This is a genomic window from Nitrospirales bacterium, assembly GCA_031315865.1.
Lineage (GTDB): Bacteria > Nitrospirota > Nitrospiria > Nitrospirales > UBA8639 > JAGQKC01.
Map to the genome: position 1 here is coordinate 80,874 of JALDRJ010000002.1, position 23,752 is coordinate 104,625.

General features: G+C 51.1%; 22 protein-coding genes. 13 read left to right on the plus strand and 9 right to left on the minus strand.

What is annotated here, in order from left to right; translation table 11 throughout:
* Positions 1–111: 111 nt before the first annotated feature.
* Positions 112–2,001, plus strand: coding sequence for a malto-oligosyltrehalose trehalohydrolase (gene treZ / locus MRJ96_00380; GenBank protein MDR4499895.1), 1,890 nt, complete (start codon positions 112–114; stop codon positions 1,999–2,001).
* A 105-nt stretch (positions 2,002–2,106) separates the two neighbouring features.
* Positions 2,107–2,757 carry an IS1595 family transposase gene (locus MRJ96_00385; GenBank protein ID MDR4499896.1) on the plus strand — a complete coding sequence of 217 codons (651 nt, stop codon included), beginning with the start codon at positions 2,107–2,109 and terminating at the stop codon, positions 2,755–2,757.
* A 30-nt stretch (positions 2,758–2,787) separates the two neighbouring features.
* On the opposite strand, the gene glgB is transcribed toward MRJ96_00385, so the two are convergent.
* Positions 2,788–4,998: a 1,4-alpha-glucan branching protein GlgB gene (gene glgB, locus MRJ96_00390; GenBank protein ID MDR4499897.1), complete on the minus strand. Its 2,211-nt coding sequence runs from the start codon at positions 4,996–4,998 to the stop codon at positions 2,788–2,790.
* Between the two features lie 19 nt (positions 4,999–5,017).
* On the opposite strand from glgB, the gene MRJ96_00395 reads away from it, so the two are divergent.
* The 7 genes from MRJ96_00395 (at position 5,018) to MRJ96_00425 (ending at position 12,606) form a co-directional block, all read left to right on the plus strand.
* Positions 5,018–5,353: a LapA family protein gene (locus MRJ96_00395; GenBank protein ID MDR4499898.1), complete on the plus strand. Its 336-nt coding sequence runs from the start codon at positions 5,018–5,020 to the stop codon at positions 5,351–5,353.
* The gene (locus MRJ96_00400; protein MDR4499899.1) at positions 5,350–6,639 is read left to right on the plus strand and encodes a glucose-1-phosphate adenylyltransferase; all 1,290 of its coding nucleotides are present in this window, start codon (positions 5,350–5,352) and stop codon (positions 6,637–6,639) included. Before MRJ96_00395 ends, MRJ96_00400 begins: the two co-directional genes overlap by 4 nt.
* Before the next feature lie 13 nt (positions 6,640–6,652).
* On the plus strand, positions 6,653–9,559 hold the full coding sequence (gene treY / locus MRJ96_00405) for a malto-oligosyltrehalose synthase (protein ID MDR4499900.1): 2,907 nt from the start codon (positions 6,653–6,655) through the stop codon (positions 9,557–9,559).
* On the plus strand, positions 9,556–9,822 hold the full coding sequence (locus MRJ96_00410; GenBank protein ID MDR4499901.1) for a hypothetical protein: 267 nt from the start codon (positions 9,556–9,558) through the stop codon (positions 9,820–9,822). The genes treY and MRJ96_00410 overlap by 4 nt, the downstream gene beginning before the upstream one ends.
* 24 nt (positions 9,823–9,846) lie before the next feature.
* Positions 9,847–10,164, plus strand: coding sequence for a YtxH domain-containing protein (locus MRJ96_00415; protein MDR4499902.1), 318 nt, complete (start codon positions 9,847–9,849; stop codon positions 10,162–10,164).
* A gap of 157 nt (positions 10,165–10,321) precedes the next feature.
* On the plus strand, positions 10,322–11,530 hold the full coding sequence (glgA, locus tag MRJ96_00420) for a glycogen synthase (protein MDR4499903.1): 1,209 nt from the start codon (positions 10,322–10,324) through the stop codon (positions 11,528–11,530).
* Positions 11,531–11,655: 125 nt separating this feature from the next.
* On the plus strand, positions 11,656–12,606 hold the full coding sequence (locus MRJ96_00425) for a cation diffusion facilitator family transporter (protein ID MDR4499904.1): 951 nt from the start codon (positions 11,656–11,658) through the stop codon (positions 12,604–12,606).
* Positions 12,607–12,623: 17 nt separating this feature from the next.
* Here the strand turns inward: MRJ96_00425 and MRJ96_00430 are convergent, their stop codons facing one another.
* Positions 12,624–13,184 (minus strand): phosphatase PAP2 family protein, encoded by a 561-nt coding sequence (locus MRJ96_00430; GenBank protein ID MDR4499905.1) that lies wholly within the window; start codon positions 13,182–13,184, stop codon positions 12,624–12,626.
* A 212-nt stretch (positions 13,185–13,396) separates the two neighbouring features.
* Between MRJ96_00430 and MRJ96_00435 the strand changes: the two genes are divergently transcribed.
* On the plus strand, positions 13,397–14,185 hold the full coding sequence (locus tag MRJ96_00435) for a TatD family hydrolase (GenBank protein ID MDR4499906.1): 789 nt from the start codon (positions 13,397–13,399) through the stop codon (positions 14,183–14,185).
* Here the strand turns inward: MRJ96_00435 and MRJ96_00440 are convergent.
* Positions 14,163–14,699, minus strand: coding sequence for an NYN domain-containing protein (locus tag MRJ96_00440; GenBank protein MDR4499907.1), 537 nt, complete (start codon positions 14,697–14,699; stop codon positions 14,163–14,165). The genes MRJ96_00435 and MRJ96_00440 overlap by 23 nt on opposite strands.
* 162 nt (positions 14,700–14,861) lie before the next feature.
* On the opposite strand from MRJ96_00440, the gene MRJ96_00445 reads away from it, so the two are divergent.
* Both MRJ96_00445 and truA read left to right on the plus strand, forming a co-directional pair.
* The gene (locus MRJ96_00445) at positions 14,862–16,202 is read left to right on the plus strand and encodes an N-acetylmuramoyl-L-alanine amidase (GenBank protein ID MDR4499908.1); all 1,341 of its coding nucleotides are present in this window, start codon (positions 14,862–14,864) and stop codon (positions 16,200–16,202) included.
* 133 nt (positions 16,203–16,335) lie between these two features.
* Positions 16,336–17,070: a tRNA pseudouridine(38-40) synthase TruA gene (gene truA / locus MRJ96_00450; GenBank protein MDR4499909.1), complete on the plus strand. Its 735-nt coding sequence runs from the start codon at positions 16,336–16,338 to the stop codon at positions 17,068–17,070.
* A gap of 133 nt (positions 17,071–17,203) precedes the next feature.
* On the opposite strand, the gene MRJ96_00455 is transcribed toward truA, so the two are convergent.
* Positions 17,204–18,283 carry an HNH endonuclease gene (locus MRJ96_00455; GenBank protein MDR4499910.1) on the minus strand — a complete coding sequence of 360 codons (1,080 nt, stop codon included), beginning with the start codon at positions 18,281–18,283 and terminating at the stop codon, positions 17,204–17,206.
* Positions 18,284–18,381: 98 nt separating this feature from the next.
* On the opposite strand from MRJ96_00455, the gene MRJ96_00460 reads away from it, so the two are divergent.
* Complete coding sequence (locus MRJ96_00460; GenBank protein MDR4499911.1) at positions 18,382–19,656, plus strand: Glu/Leu/Phe/Val dehydrogenase; 1,275 nt, start codon at positions 18,382–18,384, stop codon at positions 19,654–19,656.
* A 34-nt stretch (positions 19,657–19,690) separates the two neighbouring features.
* Here the strand turns inward: MRJ96_00460 and MRJ96_00465 are convergent, their stop codons facing one another.
* The 5 genes from MRJ96_00465 to MRJ96_00485 all read right to left on the minus strand — a co-directional run bounded on the left by MRJ96_00465 (position 19,691) and on the right by MRJ96_00485 (position 23,732).
* Positions 19,691–20,626, minus strand: a complete 936-nt coding sequence (locus tag MRJ96_00465) for a class I fructose-bisphosphate aldolase (GenBank protein ID MDR4499912.1) — start codon at positions 20,624–20,626, stop codon at positions 19,691–19,693.
* 136 nt (positions 20,627–20,762) lie between these two features.
* Positions 20,763–21,401 (minus strand): serine O-acetyltransferase, encoded by a 639-nt coding sequence (gene cysE / locus MRJ96_00470; protein MDR4499913.1) that lies wholly within the window; start codon positions 21,399–21,401, stop codon positions 20,763–20,765.
* Between the two features lie 102 nt (positions 21,402–21,503).
* Complete coding sequence (gene ispF / locus MRJ96_00475; protein ID MDR4499914.1) at positions 21,504–21,980, minus strand: 2-C-methyl-D-erythritol 2,4-cyclodiphosphate synthase; 477 nt, start codon at positions 21,978–21,980, stop codon at positions 21,504–21,506.
* A complete protein-coding gene (ispD, locus tag MRJ96_00480) occupies positions 21,977–22,696 on the minus strand; it encodes a 2-C-methyl-D-erythritol 4-phosphate cytidylyltransferase (GenBank protein ID MDR4499915.1) in 720 nt (239 codons plus the stop codon). Before ispD ends, ispF begins: the two co-directional genes overlap by 4 nt.
* Positions 22,689–23,732, minus strand: coding sequence for a TRAM domain-containing protein (locus tag MRJ96_00485; GenBank protein MDR4499916.1), 1,044 nt, complete (start codon positions 23,730–23,732; stop codon positions 22,689–22,691). Before MRJ96_00485 ends, ispD begins: the two co-directional genes overlap by 8 nt.
* Positions 23,733–23,752 lie beyond the last annotated feature (20 nt).

Sequence of the window (23,752 nt, forward strand, 5' to 3'; positions counted from 1 at the left end):
TCCGTTATGAAAGAAACACGAATGGAATGAAGAACACTATACTGCAATTTTATAACTGGCGCAATCGCACATTCCAAGGCATAATGACCTGGTCATTTCACGAGGAGGATTATGAGTCCACCAAACACGAGAACACAGAACTCGATTGTTGACCGCCCCTTTGATATCGGGCCTCGTTTTCTCGACTCATCAACCGTCGAGTTTAGAATGTGGGCTCCATGGGCGCATTCCATGGCCGTCCACTTTCCGGAAACTTCCGATGCCCCCACTCCCCTTTCCGCACAGCCCTTTGGCTATTGGACAACCACCGTCTCCAACGTGTCGGCCGGCACCCGTTATCGCTATCTCCTCAATGAAGAGAAAGACAGACCTGATCCGGTCTCCCGCTTTCAACCGGAAGGGGTCCATGGGCCTTCGGAGCTCGTAGACACACACGCGTTTGCCTGGACAGATCAGCGGTGGACAGGACGCCCATTGAAAGAGTTCATTATTTATGAACTCCATGTAGGCACCTTTACCCAAGAGGGCACCTTCGAAGCCATCATTCCGTTTTTACCGTATCTTCGCGACGAGATCGGCATCACAGCCATCGAACTCATGCCGGTCGCTCAATTTCCCGGCAAACGGAATTGGGGCTATGACGGCACCTATCTGTTCGCCCCACAAAACAGCTATGGCGGGCCACAAGGCTTACATCGCCTCGTTGACGCCTGCCATGCGGCAGATCTCGCAGTCATTCTGGATGTGGTCTATAACCACTTTGGGCCGGAAGGAAATTATTGGGGGGATTTCGGGCCGTTGTTCACGGACCACTACAGGACTCCTTGGGGCAATGCCGTCAATTACGATGGACCCGATAGCGATTCCGTACGCGCCACGATCATCGACAACGCTAGGTATTGGGTTCGCGACTATCATATCGACGCGCTGCGCCTGGACGCCATTCACAGCATCTTTGATTTCAGCACGAAACATGTGCTTCAAGAACTGACCGAAGCCGTCCGTCAAGAGGCCAAGCGCCACGGACGATCAGCCTACATCATCGCGGAAAGCGATTTAAACGATACCAAGATCATCGCGGCTCCTTCCAAAGGAGGCTACGGATTGGATGGACAATGGAACGATGACTTTCACCATGCCCTCCACGCCCTGGTGACCAAAGAACAACAGGGATATTACTGTGATTTCGGGGCACTTGAAGACATTGCCACGGCATGGAAAAAGCACTTTGTCCTTTCAGGTCAGTATTCCCGGCACCGGCACCGACGGCACGGACATTCGGCCTCACACCTCTCCGCCGCCTCCTTCGTCGTTTTTGCACAAAACCACGATCAAATCGGAAATCGCGCCCAGGGAGACCGGCTTTCCACGCTTGTTCCTCATTCCGCACAACAGGTCCTGATCGCATCCGTACTCCTATCCCCCTTTCTCCCCTTGATGTTCATGGGAGAAGAATACGGCGAGCAGGCACCCTTTCAATACTTCATCGATCATGGCGACGAACATTTGATAGATGCTGTCCGGAAAGGACGATTGTCGGAATTTAAAAAATTCGGGTGGAAGAAAGTCCCTGACCCGTACGATGCGAAGACCTTTGAAGCCTCGCGACTGACATTGAAATCCGAACACTCCGAACTTCAACGACGCATGGCTGCCTGGGTGACACGGCTCATCACTCTCCGCAAACAGCACCCATCGTTAGGCCCCGGCGTCAAGGGTCATCAACTCAAAGTTTGGACCCACAAAAAACAGAATGTCCTGATGATGTACCGAAAACATCTCAACGCTCCCGCCATGCTGCTGATTCTCGGGTTTAACGATATGCCCCAGACTTTCACGATTGCGAAACCTCAGGACAAGTGGAGACTCTTGCTCAATAACCACACCGAAGCCTTTTCAACGGATATTGAATCCCCCTCCCCCACAGAGCTGGACCTCACAAAAGAGAAACAACAACTCTCGCTTCCGGCTTATCCCGTACGGGTCTATCAGCAAACATAATAACCACGCCATAACCACGCCGCGAAAACATTCGTTCAGCATGTAGAAGCAGGCAGAAAAATTAGGGGCTGTCCTAGATAATGAGAATTATTTTAGGATGGCCAGATGCGGAAAAGTCGATTAAGTCCTGGAAAGCAGGGGCGATTGATCGAGTACTTTGTCTCCGGGACCACCGCCCGCACTGCGGCCGCTTTAGTCGGCGTAAATAAAAGCACGGCCGCGTACTACTTTCTGCGATTGCGCATGATTATCACGCAGGCTCTAGCTGAAGAAAGGCCGCTTGCTGGGGCCATCGAAGTCGATGAAAGTTATTTCGGCGGGCATCGAAAAGGGAAACGGGGCCGGGGCGCTGCTGGGAAAGTGCCGGTCTCTGGTATCCTGAAGCGGGGCGGACACGTGTACACGCAAGTCATCCCGGACACGAAAGCGAAAACTCTCTTGGGTATCATGAAAGAGCGCATTGTGCCTGATAGTATTGTCTATACGGATACCTATCGCTCCTATAACGTGTTGGATGTGTCAGAATTTAAACACTATCGGATCAACCATTCGAAACGGTTTGTAAAAAAGCATAAACACATTAACGGCATCGAAAACTTTTGGAACCAGGCTAAGCGGCACTTACGCAAATTCAATGGCGTGCCGCGACAGCATTTCAATTTCTTTTTAAAAGAGTGTGAATGGCGATTTAATACACCAAATCCACAACGGCAGCTCATCCAGCTCAAACAATGGGTGAGGCAGACAATGACTTAATTATCTAGGACAGCCCCAAAAATTATTGTGTCACGAAACGGGCTTAAAAAAGACCACCGCTAAGGGAGGGAGGGTGACGAGGACGGAAAACGATTGTCCGTGGAAGGGAATGGGTTCAGCCTGGACGTACCCGGCATTTCCGGTATTGCTGCCGCCATAAAGTTCCGCATCGCTGTTGATGAGTTCCCGATACGTTCCCTCTTTGGGAACTCCCATGCGGTATTGCTCTCTGGGCACAGGCGTAAAATTACAGGCACAAATGATATAGTCATTGTGATCACGCGCGTAACGGATGTATGTCAGCGTTGAATTGTCACTGTCATGCAGGTCAATCCATTCAAATCCCTGCCAATCAAAGTCCACCTCGTAGAGAGCGGGTTCGGATCGGTACAACCGATTCAGGTCAGCCACGTAGCGTTGCAAACCCTGATGCGGAGGATACTCCAACAGATGCCATTGCAGGCTATCATCGTGATTCCACTCCCACCATTGGCCGAACTCCCCGCCCATGAATAGCATCTTTTTGCCGGGGTGTCCCCACATATGGCCGTAGAGCGCGCGCAAGTTGGCAAATTTCTGCCAATTGTCGCCGGGCATCTTATCGAGAAGCGCTTTTTTCCCATGCACGATTTCGTCATGTGAAAGAACCAGGACGAAATTTTCCGTAAACGCGTACATCAACCCGAACGTGACTTTATTCTGATGGTATTTCCGGTGAACTGGGTCCAGGCTGAAATACTCCAGCGTATCGTGCATCCAACCCATGTTCCACTTAAACGTAAACCCGAGTCCCCCAACATAGGTGGGCCGGGACACCCCTGACCAGGCTGTCGACTCTTCGGCAATCATGACGGCGCCAGGGTGCTCCTGATGGACCATCACATTTAATTCTTTGACGAACTCCACCGCCTCCAAGTTTTCATTGCCCCCGAATTTATTCGCCAGCCATTCGCCGTCTTTCCGGGCATAGTCCAAATAGAGCATCGAGGCCACCGCATCCACGCGGAGACCGTCGATGTGATACCGGTCGAACCACATCAACGCGCTATTGATGAGAAAATTCTTCACTTCGGTCCGGCCATAGTTAAAAATACGGCTTTTCCATTCAGGATGGTACCCGAGACGAGGGTCTTGATGGTCATAAAGATGTGTGCCGTCGAACCAGGCCAACCCATGTGGATCGTCCGGAAAATGAGCCGGCGCCCAATCCATCAGGACACCGATACCAGCTTGATGACAGGCATCGACAAAGGCCATGAAACCTTCCGGAGTTCCGAATCGGCTCGTGGGCGCGAAGTACCCAGTCGACTGATAACCCCAGGACCCGTCGAAGGGATGTTCGGTCACAGGCATGAGCTCGATATGGGTGAAACCCATTTCTTGGACGTAGGGAATGAGCGACTCAGCTAATTCTGCGTACGAGAGCCACCGAGAACCTTCTTCTGGAATGCGCTTCCAGGAACCCAGGTGGACCTCATAGATCGAAAAGGCCTGAGATAAAGGATCCCAACCTTTTCGTTTCGACATCCAGTCCTGATCGTTCCAGTGGTACTGACTCGTACGACGTATGACCGATGCCGTTTTGGGCCGAAGCTCAGAGGCCGTGGCATAGGGATCTGCCTTAAGGAGCGGGGGACCTCCCTGCTGGGGCAAAATCTCATACTTATACACGTCCCCTTCCATCAACTCTGGAATAAAGAGTTCCCACACCCCATATCCTTCTCGTAATCGCATAGGGTGGCGACGGCCATCCCATGCATTGAAATCACCGACCACACTAACTCGCGTTGCATTCGGGGCCCAAACCGCAAAACTGACCCCTTCAATCCCTTCATGCCGACACACTTGCGCCCCCAGCTTATCGTAGGCTTTGTAAAGCTTTCCTTCGCCAAAGAGATGGAGGTCGTACTCCGACAACACTGGTCCATACGCATACGGATCCCGACATTCAGTCTTCGTTCCAACCCGATCTTCAACCAAAAACCGGTACCCGGTCGCACGGGCATCGATCGCACAACTCGCCTCGAACACACCCTCGGAAGACAGGGCGGACATCGGCAACACGGTCTTCTCCGCATCATCGAACACGATGGAGACATTTGCCGCCTCAGGCATAAATGTTCGAACGATCGTACGCGTCTGACCGTTCACGATTTCCGCATGCGGCCCGAGGTAACCAAATGGATGACCTTCTTCACCTCGAATCAGACGCTCTATTTGTTGATCACTGACTGTAGACATGGTAAATAGGTAGTGGAGTTTGAGTACAAATTCCTATTTTTTTCGCGCCAGTTCGCAAATACTTATGTCAGTCGGCCTTATTGCTGCGTTGCTCCTCATTTTTTTGGCCGTGGCTTTCGCCTTACAGAATGCGAGTGAAATCACGATACACTTTTTTGCATGGACATTCCAAGGGTCATTAGTGATTGTCCTCCTCACCGCACTGGCCTTAGGCGTCATGATTACCCTTTTAGCATCATTACCGTCCCAGGTGAAGAGAAGTCGAATGCTGGCACAACAATCTAAGGAAATTGAAACACTCAGACAAGCGCTTCCATCTTCAAAACCACCACGAATTCAAACGAAATCATCATGAGCCGAACACAAAAAATCAGACCAAGAGGGCAACAGCGGGAACGGGGATCACAACGGGTCCTGGCGATGATCATGGCTGGAGGAAAAGGTGAACGCCTGATGCCTCTGACGGAACAACGCAGTAAACCAGCCGTTCCATTCGCCGGAACCTATCGTATCACAGATTTTGTGTTAAGTAACTTCCTGAATTCCGGCGTGTTGGCGATGTACGTGTTAGTGCAGTACCGCTCCCAATCACTCATCGAACACCTGCGACGCGCCTGGCGGTCAGGCGGTCCACATCGTCAATCCTTTATCACCGTCGTTCCACCCCAAATGAAAGGACGGGGCAAATGGTATGAAGGCACGGCCGATGCTATCTATCAGAATATTAACCTGATTAATGACTTCGCGCCCGGTCTCGTGGCGGTGTTTGGCGCCGATCACATCTATCGCATGGACATTCGACAAATGATTCAATTCCACCTGGATCATCAGGCCGACGTGACGGTGGCCGCCCTGCCTGTCCCCATTCACGCGGCAAAAGGCTTCGGGATTATGGAGGTGGATCAGGAACACCAGATCATCGGGTTTGAAGAAAAACCCAAATCCCCGAAACCCATGCCCTCGAACCCGGAGATGGCCTACAGTTCCATGGGAAATTATATCTTCAACGTCGATACGTTGATTCGCTCGCTTGAAGATGACGCCAGTCTGACGGGTACCCATGACTTCGGAAAAGATATCATTCCCTTACTCACAAAAACCCATCGGGTTCTGGCGTATGATTTCCTGAAAAATGTCGTTCCCGGCATCCATCCATACGAAGAATGGGGCTATTGGCGTGACGTCGGGACTATCGATGCCTACTGGCAGGCCAATATGGACGTCCTTGGCGAAACGCCAATCTTCGACCTACGAAACGTGAATTGGCCGATTCAAACTGATGCCTCGCTGGAACCCGTCGCCAGTTTAGTCCGAACTCACATCGATGATGCCATGGTGGGCCAAGGCAGCCTGCTCGTCGACACGACGATCACCCGCTCGATCATCGGGCGGAATGTCCGTATCGGTGAAGGCTCGCACATTGATGAATGCGTCATCCTCGATGGGACCATCATCGGCCCCAAATGTCGGTTGCGTCGTGTCATTGCCGATCGGTTCAACGTCATCGCGGCAGGGACAGAGCTAGGCTTTTCTAGCCCCAGAAACTCTCCGATAAGCCCTGTTGGGAAATCAGGCCTGATCGTGCTTCCCCGGGGCCGTTCCTACGGTGGACGAGCCGTGGATCCGATTCATACGACGTAAACGCTGAAAGTCCATGCCAACACCCAGTCGTCGCATCCCGGTTTCTTCCTACCGACTCCAATGCCATCAATCCTTTACGTTCCAAGATGCGGCCAACATCGTCCCATACCTGCATGATCTTGGCATTACCGACTGCTATGTCTCTCCCTACCTGAAAGCTCTTCCCGGAAGTACGCACGGCTATGATGTGATTGATCCGACTTCGCTCAACCCTGAGCTTGGTAACGACGCTGACTATCAGGCCTTCTTCCAGGCCTTAGATCATCACCAAATGGGGCAGATTCTCGATGTCGTCCCCAATCATCTGGGCATTGACCGTTCCGCCAATCCCTGGTGGCAAGATGTGCTGGAAAACGGACCGAGTTCCAGGTATGCCAAGTTTTTTGACATCGATTGGAATCCAGTCAAACCCGAACTCGAGAATAAAGTCTTACTTCCCATTTTAGGAGAACAGTACGGCATCGCGTTAGAGAATCAGGAGATTACCCTGGTCTACGCCGATGGGTCCTTTGCGCTTCATTATTACGATCACCATCTTCCCACCGACCCCTCCTCCTGGCCACTGATTCTGTCATTGCGCCAAGAAGAGTTGGCCCACACTCTGAGTCCGGAAGCCCCCCATTACCAAGAATATCAGAGCATTTTGACCGCATTGTCTCACCTGCCGTCAAGAAATGAACGTGATCCTGAGCGCATCGCGGAACGCTACCGTGAAAAAGACGTCATTCAACGACGTTTGGCTGCGTTATGCCAAGAACAGCCTGAGATCGAAACATTTTTCAGAGAAAACGTACGCATCCTCAACGGTGTCAAAGGCTCGTATTCCAGCTTCGATTTACTCGATGCCCTGGTGAGCGATCAAGCCTATCGCCTCGCCTACTGGAGAGTCGCGGCGGAGGAAATTAACTATCGACGATTCTTCGACATCAATGAATTGGCCGCGATCAGGATGGAACAAGACGACGTCTTTACCGAGATTCATCAACGCGTGTTCGCACTCCTGCGGTCCGGGGCCGTGACGGGACTCCGCATCGATCATATCGATGGCCTCTATGATCCATCCCAATACCTACAACAGTGGCAAGCATGGGCTCACGACCACTTACAACTTCCAGCCGACCGGCAAGGCCGTTCCATCTATATCGTCGTCGAAAAAATTCTGGGAAAATCAGAAACGCTGTGTAAAAATTGGGCCTGCGACGGTACAACCGGCTACGAGTTTCTTACGCTCGTGAACAATCTGTTTGTCGACTCACGATCTCTGCAAAAGTTCGACGACCTGTATCGTCGATTCACCAAAAGCGCAGAATCATACGAAGATCTGATCTATCAAGCCAAAAAACTGATCATGAGCAGCGCCATGTCGAGTGAGATTAACGCCTTAGGTCATCAGTTGAGCCTGCTGTCGGAGCGGAATCGACGGTCCCGCGACTTTACGCTGAACAGCTTGATCCATGCGGTCAGGGAAATCATCGCCTGCTTTCCCGTTTATCGCACCTACATTACTTACGATCCAAGCCAAGCCGTCGCGGATCGGGACCAACTCTACATCCGAGTGGCGACGATCCGCGCCAAGCGGAGAAACCCAGCTATCAGCAGCCTGGTGTTTGATTTCATTCAAGATCTTCTGCTGAAAATCCCCATCACGGAGTCCCGACTCGACTGGCGAGAGGTCAATAGCTTTATCATGAAGTTTCAACAAACGACGAGCCCCGTGATGGCCAAAGGCGTGGAGGATACGGCGTTCTACATCTACAGCCGGTTTCTTTCGCTGAATGAAGTCGGTGGAGAACCGGACCAATTCGGCATCCCGCTTCCCCAGTTTCATGAAAAGATGCAGGCCAGATACAAGAGCACACCGCACAGTCTATCCACAACCTCCACACACGACACCAAACGCGGGGAAGATGTTCGCGCTCGCTTAAATGTGATCTCTGAACTTCCGCAGGAATGGCGTAAGCGTGTCAGCCGTTGGTACCAACTGAACAAAAAAGCCAAACAGACGATCGACGATCAAACTATCCCCGCTCGACAGGAGGAGTACTTTTTGTACCAGACGCTGTTAGGCTGCTGGCCCTTTGGTCCGGTCGAGGGGAACACGCTCGAGAGTTTTTCCACACGTATCCAAGACTATATGATCAAAGCTCTTCGTGAGGCCAAAGTGCATTCCAGTTGGTTGAACCCGAATGAGGCCTACGAACACGCGATGCGAGAGTTCATCGCCCGTATTTTGACTCCAGCCCGCTCACGAGCCTTCTTCAAGGATTTTCTCCCGTTCCAAGAAAAAATCGCACACTACGGCATCGTCAACTCTCTGTCTCAAGTCTTAGTCAAAGTCACGGCTCCGGGTATTCCTGATTTTTATCAAGGGACGGAACGTTGGGACCTCAATCTGGTTGATCCGGACAATCGCCGCCCCGTTGATTATGACAGCTCTCGAGAAGCTCTCGCTCGCCTTCGTGATGCTCAACGACAGAATGGCCCCATTGCGTTACTTCAGGAACTGCTCGAACATCCAGAGAACGGTGAGATTAAACTTTGGACGACTCTCGCGGCTCTTCATTACCGGCGGGAACATGCGGCATTGTTCGCAGACGGTCACTTCCAGCCACTCGATGCCGAAGGTCCTAGATCGCAACATATTTGTGCATTTGCTAGAATAAAAGATAACCAAGTGGCGATTACCCTGATTCCTCGGTTCATAGCGAGTCTTGGCCTTGAACCGACCACCTGGCCGATGGAGCAAACCATCTGGGAAGACACATATCTCCGGCTTCCTCACGAGTGGGGCAACCTATGCTTTCGAAATCTTTTTACCGATGAAATCGTTGGATCGACGCAGGAAGAAGAAAAGGGTATAGTATTCATAGCGAATATTCTTCAGAATTTTCCCGTGGCCTTATTAGCGAGGACCCCATGACCACTGCACAACAAGGCGAAGCACCCATACATCCCATACATAAGGAAGAACGAGACGCAGATTCGTCCTTCCGGCAAGCGAATCTCGGATGGGAAGGCCATGTCCACTTCCCGACCGATGTTCCACTTTGGAGACGTGTGTTAGAAAGTTGGCCGGAACTCAGAACCGGGCTGGCCTACGGTCTCGTGTTTGGAGCCGGCGTGTTGCTCGGCAGTGCCGTGACAACATTCGTCGGAACCAAAAATCAGAAAACTCAACGTTAGTCAACACTCGGAAGGAGTGCACGCATGGATCATCAGGACTATTCAGACGATTCTGGTTGGGTCAACACGTTTGTCTTTATCGCAGGGGTGGTCCTCGGAGCAGGTGCCGCGTTACTCATGGCACCAGAGTCTGGTTCAATCTTGCGGGGACGTATTTCACGCGGAGCAAGAACGGCGCAGGATGAGATCTCAGATATGGCCGCCAATACCAAAGACGCGCTCAGCACCCTATCCAGAGATACGCAGCAATCGTTAAAACATGCCGCCACCCGAGTCACCGCAGCGGTTGATGCGACGAAACAGTCGGTGAAATCTGAACTGAAGGAAAATTTGATCGACTAACCCAAGTCATGCTGTCAGGTCATGCGACACCCACCCCGCAGCTAGAGGGAAAAACCAGTCCTCATGTCTTTTACAAGGGAGAAGACTGCGATAGCCCTCTAGGGAGTTCGTCGACAGGCCTCACCCAACCCACGTTACTCGTAACATACTCTCTCTGATGAAAGTCTCGATCTTCAGTAATGAATATCCTCCCTATACCTATGGAGGTGCGGGAGTTCACGTAGAATACCTGAGTCGAGAACTGGCCAAACTGATGCACGTTGACGTGCGTTGCTTCGGAGATCAACGAATTCACGAAGACAATCTCCAAGTGCGCGGGTTTGAACTCGACTCAAGTCACTATGAATGCCCCAAATCACTGGTCTCGGTATTTGGTGCCATACAGCGAGGACTCGACTTTAATACGTCGGGACTCGATGCCGACCTCGTGCACTGTCATACCTGGTACACCCATCTAGCGGGCATTTTAGCCAAGCTGAATTATGGTCTTCCGTTGGTCATTACCACTCACTCGCTTGAGCCATTACGACCGTGGAAACGAGAACAATTAGGCGGGGGTTACGATTTTTCCCTGTGGGTGGAGCGAACCGCCCTAACCATGGCTGATGCCGTCATCGCGGTTTCGCATGGCACAAAGCATGATATTCTTCAAAATTTCCCAGTCTCAGAAGATAAAATCCATGTCATCCACAACGGCATAGATCTCACGGAATATCAAAAACGAGATTCAATGAAAGCCCTTCAGCATTACGGCATCGACGCGTCGACGCCCTATGTGCTATTCGTCGGGCGCATTACAAGACAAAAGGGCATCATTTACCTGGTGCAGGCCATCGAGCACCTGAACCCCGGCTATCAAGTCGTTCTCTGCGCCGGAGCCCCCGACACGCCTGAAATCGAGACTGAAATGAAGACGGCAGTCAACGATGCCTCGTGCCAGAGGCCTGGCGTGATCTGGATACGAGAGATGTTGGATAAGACGAGCCTCATAGAGTTGTATTCGCACGCGGCCGTTTTTTGCTGTCCCTCGATCTACGAGCCATTCGGCATTATCAATCTTGAAGCAATGGCATGCGAAACCGCTGTTGTCGCGTCAGCCATCGGCGGCATCCCTGAAGTGGTCGTCGATGGAGAAACCGGAATCCTCGTTCCTCTTCAGCAACTGTCAACTTCGCCCTTCACGCCATCGAATCCTGCACAATTTTCACAAGACCTGGCTCGTGCCATTAACCAACTGATGAACGATGAACCACTACGACGGCGATTGGCGCGAGCCGGCCGCGCGCGAGCTGAAGAGAAATTTAGTTGGGCCGCGATCGCGCAGCAAACAACCACGTTGTACCGTCAGCTCCTCGCGACACCGTAACGCTCGCTCCTTGCCAACATCTCTGGTTCTGCCATCTCACGTGACTCGATGGGTGCTGCAGATTCGTGGCTACTCTGCATTCGATCCTTGCTCAACTGAACGGATAATGAGAAACTAAAATCACCATGTCCATGACGCCGACTTATCAACAACTCAAATCTCGTCTTCAGATCGGACTCGCCATCAACGGCATCATTATCATCGCAGAATTTATCGGAGGATACTTGATTAACAGTATCAGCCTCATGAGTGACGCAGGACATAATTTAATCGATCAAGGTTCGCTCTTTCTCGCACTCTATGCGCATATCCTTGCGGCTCGGCCAGCAACGGAAGATCGAACTTTTGGGTATCATCGGGCAGGAATAGTTTCGGCGTTCATCAATGGCTTTGCGTTACTGATCACGGCAGTCATACTGGCCGCTGTCGCCCTCTATCGTCTGACCTCTCCGGTCCTCGTGCCTGGAGGGTGGATGATGGGGATCGCCCTGGCGAGTTTTCTCGCCAATCTGACCGTCGCTCTCCTATTGCAGCAGGGTGCCGAAGATGACCTGAACATCAAAGGAGCGTTTTGGCATATGCTCGCCGATGCCTGGGTTTCCCTGGGCGTGGTAGCCGGAGGCATTGGGATTCTCGTTACAGGGTGGACCGTGTTCGACCCCTTGATCAGCCTCCTGATTGTGTTTGTCATCGCGAAAGGCGCTTGGCCCATCTTTCACGAATCCCTTCATGTTCTCTTAGAGTCTACGCCTCCAACCATCAAGGCCACGAAAATCGTGGAAGCGATCGAACAGATACCGGGAGTCAAGAACGTCCATGACCTGCACATCTGGGCGGTTGAACCGCGCTTGATCATGCTGACCTGCCACGTCTTGGTCGATACCGGATACGAACCGACACAAGACGGACTGCTTCACGACATTCAATCCATGATTTCCTCTGACTTCCATATCCACCATCATACGATTCAACTCGAAACCCGGTGTGCGGAACCCAATGACGTGCATTGCGACCTCAATCGCCTAACCAATGGACAATTGGAAACGAAATTCAGCCATTCCCACTCTCCGCACTAAACGCTGACTTTTAACGTTCACGTGGGATGATGGGTCGAACTGGTCCCCCCACGCCCGATCCAGGAAGAACGTGCCAGCAAAAATCCCGCACTGCCTCCCAGTATGATCCCCAGTATCCATCCGGCAAACACATCAGTCACATAATGCGCGCCTAAATAGACGCGCGACAACCCGATGAATCCAACCAAAGGCCATGCAATCCACCCTGTCGAAGGATACAGAAGATGGAGAAAAGCCGCGGCCGTTGCAGAATTAAACGCATGATTGGACGGCAGGCTCATCGTTCCACCACATCCAACCAGCTCATGAATATGCGCAAACACATGACAAGGCCTTGGACGTCCAATCAGCAGTTTCAATTGACCTCCAACGATATCACTCAGCCCTATCAACAACGCCAGGCTGGGGCCGGCGATTCGCGCCTCTCGCCAATTGGTCCAACTCCAATAGATGACAAGAAGGATACCTGGCAGGAGCAGGTTTCCTTCCTGCGAGAATTCGTACATCGACCAGTCTAAAAATTCGAACCGCCCTGCCCATCCGTTCACGGTTCGAAAGAGCCATTCATCCCAACTCACATGTGACTCCTCAGCCATCGTCCCAGATAGCCCATCATTCGTGTCACACGAAGAGTTTCCGCTGAATTCTCGACCGAACAGGACATTGGTCGTTCCTTTCTTTTGAATTCTCCTCTGACTCTCGTCACTCAAGCAGGCAAGCGCTGAGGAGTACTGCAGGGGGCTCCAGTCTTATGATACATTGCTCGAAACGCTCGAAAGCAGGAGGGACCATGCTTATTGACACGCACGTGCATTTGGACGATCAGCGGTACGACACTGATCGGATAGAAATGTTTTCCAGAGCCCAGGACGCCGGGGTGGAAGCGTTTATCACCATTGGTTGCGATTTAGCTACGAGTCGTGCTGCCGTCGAGTTGGCCGATCAACATCCCAACATCTACGCCGCTATCGGCGTCCATCCTCACGAAGTCAAACATATCGAAGACGCCTGGTACCGGGAATTGGCAGAATTAGCGAAACATCCCAAAGTGGTCGGATATGGTGAAATCGGGTTGGATTTTCACTACGATCATTCCCCTCGAGACATTCAACGTCGACGCTTTCGCGAGCAGATACAGCTCGCTCGGGAACTTCATCTTCCCATCGTGATTCACACGCGCGAGGCCCAAGAAGACACTATCACGATTTTAGACGAAGAGCACGCCTCACAAACTGGGGGCGTGTTTCATTGCTTTTCAGGCGATGCCTGGCTAGCCCAGCAAGCCCTACGATTGGGATTCTACCTGTCCTTCTCAGGCATCATTACCTTTCAAAAGGCCTCGGCACTCCGAGACATCGTACAAACCATCCCCGATGATCGCCTCCTGATTGAAACCGATGGGCCTTATTTGACCCCGGTTCCCTTTCGAGGCAAACGGAATGAATCCGCTTACGTCAAAAAAGTCGCAGAAAAGATCGCAGAAATAAAAGGAGGAGCTACCCTCTCGAACTATGAACGGATCGCCTCCCTCACGACAGACAATGCACGAGCCCTGTTTAAAATTTCTTCAAGTTCCTGAGACGCTGACGGATGGCTTTAGGTAATTTACGGGGATTCCCCTTTTTTCCGAGTCGTTGCGTCCTGGGAGCCTCATCGTCAGTGACAATCGAATCAATCGATCGAAGTGTCGAAGTGGAGTGAGAACGATGGCGAAGCTTCTGCAGGAATTCCTGCGAGCGAAGCACGAAAGCTCCATACGCTCTAGCCGTATTGAGAATCTCATGGTCAGAAGATACGACCACGCAATCATGGCCTTCTGCACGTACGAGCCGTTGAATCACTTGATCGGCTTGTTCGCCTTGTCTGGTGAACACCACCGTCAGCCCTGCCCGATGCTCTTGTTGTTGGGTCGCTCCATGTTGTCGCCATGCATCAAAGACCACCGTCATGGTATGCCCGACCCGATGTCGGTACGTCGCAAGATCGAGCAGCAAGGCTTCGCGAGCGGATTCTCCGGCTTGCCCAGCATTCAGCGCTCCCTTGGCTTGCACTCCCAACAGATTGTAGCCATCGACAATAATATGCCTGGACATCGTGCGCCTATCATTAACGAACGCAAGAGAACCCGTCAAGATGACTCAGGAAAGTCCAGAGTCAACAAACTTGACAAGAACCGGGACATCTGAGAAATAGTTATAATAGACGAACTTGCTATTGAATCGATTCGGCCCAGCTGAATCGCCCATAAGAATATCATGCCGCGCATCGTACGACTGTTTATTCCCTGGATCCTGTGCCTCCTGATTCCAACGCTCTTCTCCGGCACGTTAGGAGCAGTTCAACTCTCCTCTTCCGTTGGACTCACACAGCACCATAGCCCACCGTTCGCTCAACTCATCTCCACCAAGAAATCCTCTCGACGGCAGACAGGAAACGCTCAACCACCGTCGTTGGTCCAAAACCTTCGATTCCATCGATACGCCGATCACACAAGACTCGTGATAGACGTCGAGGGGCAACTCCATCTTAGAAAACGCTCACAAACCAAAACCGATCAGGTCATTCTTGAGCTTGCGAACACGAGACTCAGTAAACGAGCATTCGGAAAGACGAGAAACACTGGATTTCCCCAATCAGTGCAGATTGCTAGAAAATGGGGCAATCCCGTGACTATCACGATCGATCTGTCCGCGATCAATACGTACAAAGTGATCACCTTAAACAACCCGACTCGACTGGTTCTGGACTTGTTTCCCTCAACAGAACCGAAAATGAATGGTGACGACAAGCCAAGCCTTGTTCAAAAAATACCGGAAAAATCAGAAAATGCGACGCCTCGAGCGGCTAGAAAGAACCCTCCCAGCACTGCCAAACCGGTTCCGGTTCAATCAGTCAAACCGGCTAAATCATCACAGCGGCTCCTGATCGTTCTGGACCCTGGACACGGGGGGAAAGATCCCGGTGCCTTGGGCCGGAAGGGCACACGAGAAAAAGATATCGTGCTCAAAGTTTCCAAGCAACTCAAGCAAATGATTACCGAACGATTGAACGCGAAAGTATTGATGACGCGAGAAGATGATGTTTTCATCGAACTTGAAGACCGGGCTAAATTTGCGAACTCAGAAAAAGCCGACCTCTTTGTCTCCATCCACATCAATTCTCACCCCAAACACTCAGTCAAAGGCTTAGAACTCTACCATTTCGGTCAAGCCAGTGATCCGCGAGCGCTTGAAGTCGCCGCCCGTGAAAACGGCACGCCATTGGAGAATAATGGTCCGGCCTGGCAATTCATTTTGGCGGATAAATTGACTGATAAGAAAATCGATGAATCCAGAGATCTGGCTTGGATAGCCCGTAAGGCCCTTGTTGGCCACTTGCGGAAGCATTACAAGATCAAGGACCATGGCGTGAAAACGGCTCCTTTTTTCGTGCTGCGCAACACCACCATGCCCGGAATCCTCGCAGAAATTGCCTTTGTGTCCAATCCCATAGAAGAAAAACTCCTCAGGAGCACGACCTACCAAACACGCGTCGCCGAAGGCATCTATCAAGGCATCAAAGCCTACGTCGCACCTCTCCAGACTGTCCTGCGCTAACACTGGCTTCTTCAACCATCACGTCCTAGGATTTTCTCGTTTCCACCGTTCACCTTCTATTCTTCGTTCGTAGTTATCTTCAAATAACTATGCTACCGTAGAGTCTCCTTGAACACGATCAACATCAAGCCTTATGAACACGTACAAGCTCACGATCGAATACGATGGAACCAATTACGCTGGTTGGCAATGCCAACCGCATCAGCCGACGGTTCAAGCCGAGGTCGAACAGGCGCTTGAACGCATTACTCAACAACAGACCCCCGTCATCGCAGCGGGCCGCACCGATGCCGGCGTCCATGCCTGGGGACAGGTCATTAGTTTCCAAACTGAAAAATCTCTGTCTTCGCACGAATGGATTCGCGCCCTCAACGGCATTCTCCCTGCTGATATCGCCGTGAAGCATGCCGAAGACGTGCCTGCGACGTTTCATGCACGGTACAGCGCAACCGGAAAGATTTATGAATATCGCATATTACGGACTGCCCATCGCTCGGCGCTCGAGCGATCCCGCATGTGGCACGTGCCCAAGCCATTGGACATCAAGGCGATGGAAGAGGCCGGACACTTTTTCACGGGCACGCATGATTTTTCCTCGTTTCAGAATATGCCGACTGATACCAAGAACAGGGTGTGCAGGATCGAATCCTTCACCGTACTATCAGAAGACGTGCATGTACGAATTCAGGTACGGGCCGATCGTTTTTTAAAACAAATGGTACGGTCGATGGTTGGGACCGTCGTAGAAGTGGGACTAGGCAAGCGTCACGCACACGACATGAAGCAGATTCTTGAGGCAACAGATCGCTCGGCAGCAGGGAAAACCGCTCCTCCCCATGGACTGTATCTCCTGAAAGTCCTGTATTAAGAAAAAGAGACTCTCTACTTTTAGCACAAAATGGTAAAGCGTGTACCATTCTTCCATTTAGTTCCAGCACAATTCTAAGACAACTCTTAATTCCAAAGGTAAAGTTGAATGTCCCCTTTTTATTTTCCAAAACCTACTTTCCAGCTTCAACTTTTAGAAAGTCAATATTTTCATTATAACTTTTGATTATTCTGAGCCCTTTCTCTAATTCTTTTTCTATTAGGATTTTATTATGTTTCGGGGATAACACTTCAACAGCATCAATTTGAGGAGCTATAAAGCCTGATCTTCCAGGAATGTAGTTTGATGTCACAGGGTCAATGGTGTGATCTAACCCTGGCCAGGAAAGTAGACTGTTAAAGGACTTGGATAGAAGAACTGAATATCTGAACATGCCAAAAAGACACACAAATCCAATAACAAGACTCTCTTTTCTATTCATACATATGTGAATTTTGTGTAGAGGACGTATATTATCTGTCATAAATGAGGTATGAACATAGTTAGCAGTGGCCAAATGGTCAGAAGAACCCAATCTAATGTAATTTCTCACATCATCGAACGATTTGGACATAACTAGTTCAGGCGGAAGCTTGATACAAAGTAAGCTGTATGCAATTTTGGAAACGCATCGTCGTATAAGAGAATTATCTAAAACAAATTCTGTTGCCGCGTCTACTGGACTAGGATATATCTCTGGAAAATAGTAGAGCTTCTCATCCAACTCATATTTCATCCTAATGCTTGAGAGAATTGCATTTAATTCGCCTTCATTTCTAGCCCTTACATCAACAGAATTTATGGTTTTACCATTTTTCTTAATTCTAACGATCGGATCTTTTCGCGTTATTTTTCTCCCATCAAAAGTTAATTTTTGATCGTTTTCTTCCAGTGTGAGGGCATAAGGTCTATTTGAACCACTCGTCCGTTTAATATTCAAAGCTGTTCCAACATAGCCAAGGTTTTTTATTAGCTCTGCATCAATTTCTTTTCCATACTGGTCATTACAGACCTTGCAATATATTGGAGCATATAATCTTCCGCCAAGTGCTTGAGGAATTACATGCTCATTAGTCAGTTTTCTGTTCTCACAGCAGGAGTAACATATATCCATTTTTAATATCCGTCCATCTTGCCCCGTCTGATTTTTGCCTCTTGCCTCCTTATTCCTCCAGATAGAGAAGTAAATGTCAATCTCAGAAACAAAGAGCAACTGGAATATGCCATTGTGTGCTTAAACCCATCAGTACTCCCATCTTAATTTCGTATGTTACCATTAATAGAGAAATTCCTTAAAATAGGAGGTTTTTCATGAACACCTCTACGGTCTCTGAATTTAACCATCCCACCTTTCACCTCGCTGTCGCTCAGTTTGATCAAGCCGCAGAACTCATGGGCCTCCACCAGAACCTCAGAGAACGTCTCAAAGCTCCCCAACGGGCACTCACGGTCAGTCTTCCAATCAGGATGGACGACGGTCATGTCAAAGTCTTCATGGGATACCGCGTGCAACATGACTCAGCTCGAGGCCCATCGAAAGGCGGCTTCCGGTTTCATCATGAAGTGAATTTAGGAGAGGTCGCGGCACTGGCCATGTGGATGACCTGGAAATCTGCGCTGGCCGGACTTCCGTTCGGAGGAGCCAAAGGGGGCGTGAAGGTGAATCCCGGCGCACTTTCGACCGGAGAGCTGGAACGGATCACGCGGCGATACGCGGCAGAAATTTTTCCCCTCATCGGACCGGACAAAGATATTCCCGCTCCCGATATCGGAACCAACGCGCAGATCATGGCCTGGCTCATGGACACCTATAGTCAACAAGTCGGATTTGCTGTTCCGGGAGTGGTGACTGGAAAACCGCTCGCGCTTGGAGGAAGTTTGGGACGAGAGGAGGCAACTGGCCGAGGGGTGGTCAACGTCACGCTCGAAGCCTTAAAACACCTCAAGATCAACCCAGTCGGATCCACTGTTGTCATCCAAGGTATGGGCAATGTCGGATCACATACAGCCAAAATTATCGGCCAAACAGGGGCCAAGATCATCGCCATCAGCGATCATCGAGGGGGGCTCCACAACGCGCGCGGCTTGAATATTCCTGAAGTACTCAAACGTTTCCAGACTGACAATGCACCTCTCAGTTCCATGCAGGACCTGGGCGACCCCATAACCAATGAAGAGCTGTTAGAGACAAAATGTACGATCCTCATTCCCGCAGCCGTGGCTGAACAAATTACCGAGCGCAATGCCCCGAAAATTCAATGCCAGGTTCTTTCCGAAGCGGCAAACGGTCCGACAACGCTGGAAGCGGATGCCATCCTGACCGATCGGGGAATCTTTACGATACCGGATATTCTCGCGAATTCAGGAGGGGTAATTGTGTCCTATTTTGAATGGGTTCAGGATGTCCAGCGCTTTTTTTGGAAGGAATCAGACATTCATGAACGCCTTGAAGAAATCATCGTTTCGGCATTTCAACGGACCCTGGCCTTTGCGCAAGAGAAGAAAACGACGATGCGAATGGCAGCCCTCATGAATGGGATCGATAAAGTGGCTCAAGCGCATCAACTACGAGGACTGTACCCCTAAATAGACAGATAGCAAACTGGAGACTGCGTTGTTTTTACGGCAATTCCCCTGAATAAATCTTCATCACCGTCGACATAAATTCGAGGGCCTCGGGCTTTTGCCGTTGAAACGAATTCCGCCCGATGATGGAACCAAACCCGCCTCCATCTCGAATCGCGCGGCATTCGTCGAAGATCTTTTTATCTTCGCCTTTCGCCCCGCCTGAGAAAATCACGATCCGCCGTCCGTTGAACGCGCTTTGGACGACATGACGAATACGGTCAGCCGGCGTCTCGATGGGAATCTTCTCCGACTCGTACACTTTCTTGGCCGCGCTCTGTTCGATATGCGCGGAAGGGACTTTGACTTTAATGATATGGGCTCCGAGTTGCGCGGCAATTTGCGCGGCATACGCAGCGACATCGATACCCGTCTCCCCTTCCTTGCTCAACCCTTCCCCTCGCGGATAGGACCACACCACCACGGCTAATCCGTAGGATTTCGCCTCTTCCGCGAGTTCTCGCAGATGTTGATACATGGTCTGGGCGTTGGCAGACCCCGGATAGATGGTATAGCCAATCGCGCAACATCCAAGCCGCAGGGCATCGCGCACGCTTCCGGTCATGGCCGAGTTCGGGTTCTTGGTGGCAAACAGAGAATCGTTATTATTCAGCTTCAGAATCAGCGGAATTTGACCGGCAAATGCCGCCGCACCCGCTTCAAGAAACCCGAGTGGCGCGGCATACGCATTACACCCGGCTTCGATCGCAAATTCAAAATGATAGTGGGGGTTATAACCAAGCGGATTGGGAGCAAAACTGCGTGCCGGACCATGTTCAAAACCCTGATCGACTGGAAGAATCACGAGACGACCCGTGCCAGCCAAACGGCCAGTCATCATCAAGCGAGCCAGATTCGACAGCTCTCCCGGACTGGCGCCGTCATAATAACTCAAGATTTCTTTTACGCGTGGTGTCATGTGAGTACTCACAAATTCTCCTCCATTTTCATTCGACGATGAAAGCTCTATTGAGTATGATTCGGCACACTCGTTGAGATGCTCAAAGCAGTTTAGAAAACAATCTGAAACAACGCAATATGTTTAACGACAAAATTAATGGTCAGGCTCAGTCTCTGCCATTGTCTACGCGCTTCCGTAAATCAATGAGCTCCCGCTCCATGGCCTCGAATCGTTCGGCAATCGGGTCGGGAATATTCGTGTGGTCCATGGTCGCCTCAGGAACCCGTTCACCGTCATACTTGACGACCCGGCCGGGATTTCCCACGACGGTCGAGTTGGGCGGAACGGAACGGAGTACGACGGCATTGGCTCCGACTTTTACGTTATCGCCAATCACGATCCCTCCGAGAACTTTGGCTCCTGCGCCCACGACGACATGGTTGCCGAGCGTTGGATGACGTTTTCCTCGCTCCTTGCCCGTTCCCCCTAACGTCACCCCTTGAAATAATGTCACGAAGTCTCCGATCTCTGTCGTTTCTCCGATGACCACCCCCATTCCATGGTCGATAAAGAACCCTCTTCCAATAGTGGCGCCGGGATGAATTTCAATGCCGGTCGCCCAACGTGTCACCTGCGATAAGAACCTCGGGAAAAAAGGAATTTTTCGACGCCAAAGCCTATGTGACACACGGTGCATGAGCAGGGCATGGAACCCGGAATAGGTAAGAAACACTTCCCAACGGCTGGTGGCCGCTGGATCGCGCTCAAAAACCGCTTGCAGATCTTGGGAAATGGACGTGAACATGAATTGTACCAGGATACCACATTCATCGTGTTCAGTGCCCCTCTCTCAATGACTTGCCCCCTCACCATGGCTATCCTCTCAATATTTCAACATTACGTCCTTTTAGGAACGGTCGATCAAACACACCGCTTGCGTGGCGATTCCTTCCTGTCGACCGATCATCCCAATGCCCTCGCCGCTCTTGACCTTTACATTAACCTGCTCCCGTTCGACCTGAAGGGTCTCGGCTAAACATTCTGCCATCTTCTCGAGATGGGGACCTAACTTGGGAGCTTGAGCCAAAATCACCGTATCAAGATTCACGAGTCGATATCCTTTTTGCACGAGAAGCTCGTGAACGTCCTTGAGCATGGTCAAGCTCGAGAGGTCCTTATACGCCGGATTCGAGCTGGGATACCGTTTTCCCAGATCCCCCTCTCCCATCGCTCCTAGAAGCGCGTCACAGACGGCATGAACCAATGCATCCGCATCGGAATGCCCATCGAGTCCATGGGTGTGGTCAATGGCGATACCGCCCAGAATGAGCCGGCGCCCCTCTTTCAGCGGATGCACGTCATAGCCTTGTCCAATTCTCATCATGTATCCTGACGGCCTCGTCTCGTTTGAAGACTTGATAAAATCGATTCACCCAGGATCAAGTCTTCGGGTTTGGTAATCTTGATATTTTGGACACTGCCTGGCACGACCGTCACAGGATGCCCCAATTGCTCAACGAGGCCTGCATCATCCGTCACATCCCACTGCCGCGTCTCAGCCTGCCGATGGGCTTCCAATAACCACGAATACCGGAATACCTGCGGGGTCTGAGCTGACCACAGTTCTTCGCGATTCAGGGTCGCCTCCACCCTTCCCTGTTGGTCGACTCGCTTGACGGTATCTTTCATCGGGATAGCCACAAGCGCTCCTCCCGTCTCACGCGCAACCAGTATGGACTGTTCGGCGATGTCTTTGGTGATAAATGGCCTTACGCCATCGTGCACCAACACCAGCTCTGGAGGCTCGTTGATCGCATAAACACCATGACGAACCGAATCTTGTCGACGGACTCCCCCGGGAACGACCTGCGTCACCTTCTCAATCGCAAACCGATGAATGACCTCTTCCCGGCAATAGGCGAGATCAGACTCTGGTATGACAACGATGATTTCAGCAATGGCATCAATCGAGGCGAGTGTACGGAGGGAGTGAACGAGCAGAGGAACGCCGCCCAACAATAAAAATTGCTTCGGGGTGCTTCCGCCCATGCGCACCCCCCGTCCCGCGGCAGGAACGACCGCAACCACGCGATCAGACACGCGCGAAGCTTAATTCTTCCCGCTCGGATTCTTCTTTCAGGCGGGTGAAAATCATACGACCGGCACTCGTTTGCAGGACGCTCGTCACCAGAACATCGACATTCTTTCCGATCGCGCGCTTGGCATGATCGACGACGACCATCGTTCCATCATCAAGGTAGGCAATACCCTGACCAGCTTCTTTGCCTTCCTTCAACACGAAGACCCGCAGCGTCTCCCCTGGAAGGACCACCGGTTTCAACGCGTTACAGAGTTCGTTAATGTTTAAGACTTTGACCCCTTGCAAGCCAGCGACTTTATTCAAATTCAAATCATTCGTCAGAATTTTAGCTTCGATTTTTTTGGCGAGCTCGACCAATTTGGTATCGACTTCTTTCACGTGAGGGAAATCATCTTCGATGATATCGATCTTGATATTCGTCATTTTCTGCATGCCATTCAGGATATCCAACCCTCGTCGCCCCCTGGCGCGTTTCAGACTGTCGGAAGAATCAGAAATATGTTGAAGCTCCAACAGGATGAACTGTGGAACGACCAATGTCCCTTCAATGAACCCTGTTTCACACAGGTCAGCGATTCGACCATCGATGATGACGCTGGTGTCCAATAATTTCAGCGTGACGTCTGCTTCACTTTTTTCTTGCTGTGACCCTGCCCCCGATTCATCCGTATGTATCGCGACCATCGCTTCCGATCCATACCGCATTCCAACGATCAGGCCTGCATACGGCACTGTCAAAAGGGCAATCAGGCCTCCCACACGTCCCAAGACCGTCGACGACGCGAGCATAAGACCTGAGAGGTAGACAAACAGACCTGACACTAACAACCCGAGGCCAAAACCTACGCCGCCCCAAACGGAGAGTGGAAGCGGCACCTCCACCAATCGGTTTTCTAACAGTATCACGCTCCCGCTGATGATAGCGCCAAGGCCAGCTCCAGCCAGAAGAGACAGTACACTTTCATCGCCTACACTCAGTCCAATCCCAGCTCCTGAGACAATTCCCACCACCAAGAAGATGGTATGGAGAATCATAAGCGTTACCCCTTCGTCTT